Genomic DNA, 3,107 nt, shown 5'->3' with positions numbered 1-3,107 from the left:
TACATGTTCGGTTGCCACGGTTTGAGCGAGCGCCAGCCGCGCGCGAAGAACGGCGCACCGCCCCACAGCACCACCACCGTCGCGAGCAGGGCTTCCATCCATCCCGCCGCGCCTGACCATGCCTGCGGCAGACGCATGTCCGCATGCGGCAGCATGGCAAGCACAAATACCGGCACAGTCAAGGCGACCAGCAACCACAAACGGCGCGATGCCGCGCGCGCTTCGTGCGTGTCGTCCTCATCCAGGCTCGGCATCATCGGTTCCAGCGCCATGCCGCACTTGGGGCAGTCGCCGGGATGATCCTGCTGCACTTCCGGATGCATGGGGCAGGTGTAGATCGCGCCCGATACGGCCGCTTGCGGCGTGGCGTGCTTGTGCGCGTGCGCGGCGTGCGAATGCGCGGTCGCGGGCGCTTTCCGCGCATAGCGTCCGGGCTCCGCATCGAACTTCGCCTTGCACCCCGCGCAGCAGAAATAAAATGTCTCGCCGGCATGCTCGCTGCGATGCTTGGCATTAGCCTTGTCTACACTCATGCCGCAGACCGGATCGCGCGCGCCGCCTTGCGCGCCATGGCAACACGAATGCTGTGTGTTCATGCCTGCGGCTCCTCATCGGCCAGCGCGCGCAGGATCGGGCAATGTTCCGGATCGCCATGCCCTGGGCAGGCCTCGACCAATTGCTGCAGACCCTGGCGAATACGCATGAGCTCGGCGATGCGTGCATCGATACTCGCCAGCCGTTGCTCGGCACGCTTGCGCACCGCCTTCACGCCGCCGCGGCGATCGGACGACAGCGCCATCAGGTCGCGGATTTCTTCCAGGGTGAAGCCGAGATCTTTCGCGCGGCGGATAAAGCGCAACTGCCGCACCGCCGTTTCGTTGTAGCTGCGATAGCCCGACGCACGACGCAGCGGCTCGGGCAGCAGGCCTTCGCGCTCGTAGTAGCGGATGGTGTCGATGGGAACGCCGGCGCGCTTGGCGACGGTACCGATGGTGAGGGAGGGGGCGGTTGGGTTCATGGGAGCAAGTCTAGACCTTTGATCCAGGTCTAGAGTCAAGCAGCAACGACACAATTCATAAAAAAGCTGCCTGAGTGAATCCCTCTCCCTCCGGACCAGCGTTGAATCTCAGCGTTGCGAATGATGGCTCCCTCCCCTGCTCGCAGGGGAGGGTTGGGGTGGGGTTGTCCGAGCTTGCCGCATGGTTGAAATGCTTCGCGAGGTTGCTTCACCCCACCCTAGCCCTCCCCTACTACATGTAGGGGAGGGACACATTCCGGCAAGCTTGAGATTCGATGCTAATCGGGACCTCGAGGGAGAGGGGCTCGAGCGCAGAATGACGATGAGGCGCAGGCATCGATCGCACTGTGGTTCATTTCCCAGCCAGCTACTACACATTCATCCCTGTAACCTTGCGCGCACTCCAGGGGCATCTCATCCACATGCATTCATCCAGTACCGATCCGCACACCCGCGCCTCGCTTCCGCTTGCGCCCGCACTCGATCCCACCCTCGCCGATGCGCACATGCCGCGGCAGTTTCGGCCATTGGACGTGCGCGTGCTGTGGATCAGCTTCGTCGCCATGCTGCTGGGCGCGGTGGTGTCGGTGGTCGCCAAGGCGTTGACCGCCCTGATCGGCCTGATCACCAACCTCTCCTTCTACGGCCGCTGGAGCTACGACTTCTCCAGCCCGGCCGGCAATCACCTGGGGTTGTGGGTGATCGTGGTGCCGGTGATCGGCGGCCTGATCGTCGGCGTGATGGCGCGCTGGGGTTCTCGTGCGATCCGTGGCCACGGCATTCCCGAGGCGATGGAGCAGGTGCTGCTCAACGAAAGCCGCATTCCGCCGCGCATCACTTGGCTGAAACCGGTGTCCTCGGCGATCGCAATCGGTACCGGCGGGCCGTTCGGCGCGGAAGGGCCGATCATCGCCACCGGCGGGGCGCTCGGTTCGCTGATTGCGCAGCTGATGCATGTGACGGCCGATGAGCGCAAGACCTTGCTCGCAGCCGGCGCGGCGGCCGGCATGGCGGCGGTGTTCTCCGCGCCGATTTCCGCCGTGCTGCTGGCGATCGAGCTCTTGTTGTTCGAACGCCGCGCGCGTTCGCTGATTCCAGTGGCGCTGGGCGCCACGGTCGGCACCGGCTTCCGTTACGTGCTGGAAGGCAATGCGCCGATGTTCCCGATGCCGGAAGTCGGTACGCCCACCCTGCCCGCGATCGCGGCCTATGTGGTGCTGGGCTTGATCGTGGGCATGCTCAGCGTGGGCATCACGCGACTGACCTACGCCATCGAAGACCACTTCGAGAAACTGCCGGTGCACTGGATGTGGTGGCCGGCGCTGGGCGGCGTGGTGGTGGGCGTGGTGGGTTATTTCATGCCGCTGACGCTGGGCGTGGGCTACAGCAATATCTCCATGGTACTGAGCGGACAGATCGGCCTGGGCGCCATGCTCGCGCTGTGCCTGTTGAAATTGCTGTCGTGGTCGGTGGCGCTGGGCAGCGGCACCTCCGGCGGTACGCTCGCGCCGCTGTTCACCATCGGTGGTGCGATGGGCGGCGTGATGGGCATGCTGCTGGCGTCGGTTGCACCATGGCTGCAGGTGGATCCGCACCTGGCTGCGCTGGTGTGCATGGCGGCGATCTTCGCCGGTGCGTCGCGCGCGTTCCTTACCTCGGTGGTGTTCGCGTTCGAGACCACGCAGCAGCCGCACGGCCTGCTACCGTTGCTGGGCGCGTGCGCGGCGGCGTATCTCATTTCCGGCTTGCTGATGCGCAACACCATCATGACCGAGAAGATCGTGCGCCGCGGCGTGCGCGTGCCTTCGGACTATGCGGCCGATTACCTCGACCAGATCTACGTGCGCGACGCCTGCAGCCGCAACGTGGTGAGCCTGCGCGGCGAACAAAGCATTGCCGAAGTGCGCCAGTGGCTGGCTTCCGATGGTTCAAAAACCAAGCACCAGGGTTTTCCGGTGCTCGATGCGCATGGCCAGTTGCTCGGTGTGGTCACACGGCGCCAGCTTTACGACACCACCCTGGCGGAAGACGCGCTGGTGCGTTCGCTGATCCAGCGTGCGCCGCTGGTGGTGCGCGAAGACCACACGCT

At 65.0% G+C, this 3,107-nt stretch carries 3 protein-coding genes; 1 reads left to right on the top strand and 2 read right to left on the bottom strand.

The window, feature by feature from the left end:
• Together ACTHNE_RS20390 and ACTHNE_RS20385 are read right to left on the bottom strand one after the other, a co-directional pair.
• The coding region (locus ACTHNE_RS20390; RefSeq protein WP_440270171.1) for a heavy metal-binding domain-containing protein at window positions 1-596 on the bottom strand (596 nt) is incomplete at its 3' end.
• On the bottom strand, window positions 593-1,018 hold the full coding sequence (locus ACTHNE_RS20385; RefSeq protein ID WP_440270170.1) for a MerR family transcriptional regulator: 426 nt from the start codon (window positions 1,016-1,018) through the stop codon (window positions 593-595). The genes ACTHNE_RS20390 and ACTHNE_RS20385, both read right to left, overlap by 4 nt.
• 506 nt (window positions 1,019-1,524) lie before the next feature.
• Here ACTHNE_RS20385 and ACTHNE_RS20380 point away from each other — a divergent pair.
• Window positions 1,525-3,107 (top strand): chloride channel protein (locus ACTHNE_RS20380; protein WP_440270172.1); only part of this gene is annotated, 1,583 nt, incomplete at its 3' end.

This window comes from Dyella sp. (genome assembly GCF_051954575.1).
In the GTDB taxonomy this organism is placed as follows: Bacteria; Pseudomonadota; Gammaproteobacteria; order Xanthomonadales; family Rhodanobacteraceae; genus Dyella_B.
Note: the sequence above shows the minus strand (reverse complement) of the source record. Positions and strands in the feature narration are given on the sequence as shown.

Coding starts and splice junctions, on each gene's coding strand:
- ACTHNE_RS20385 (WP_440270170.1), bottom strand. CDS start 1,018: ATGAACCCAACCGCCCCCTCCCTCACCATCGGTACCGTCGCCAAGCGC.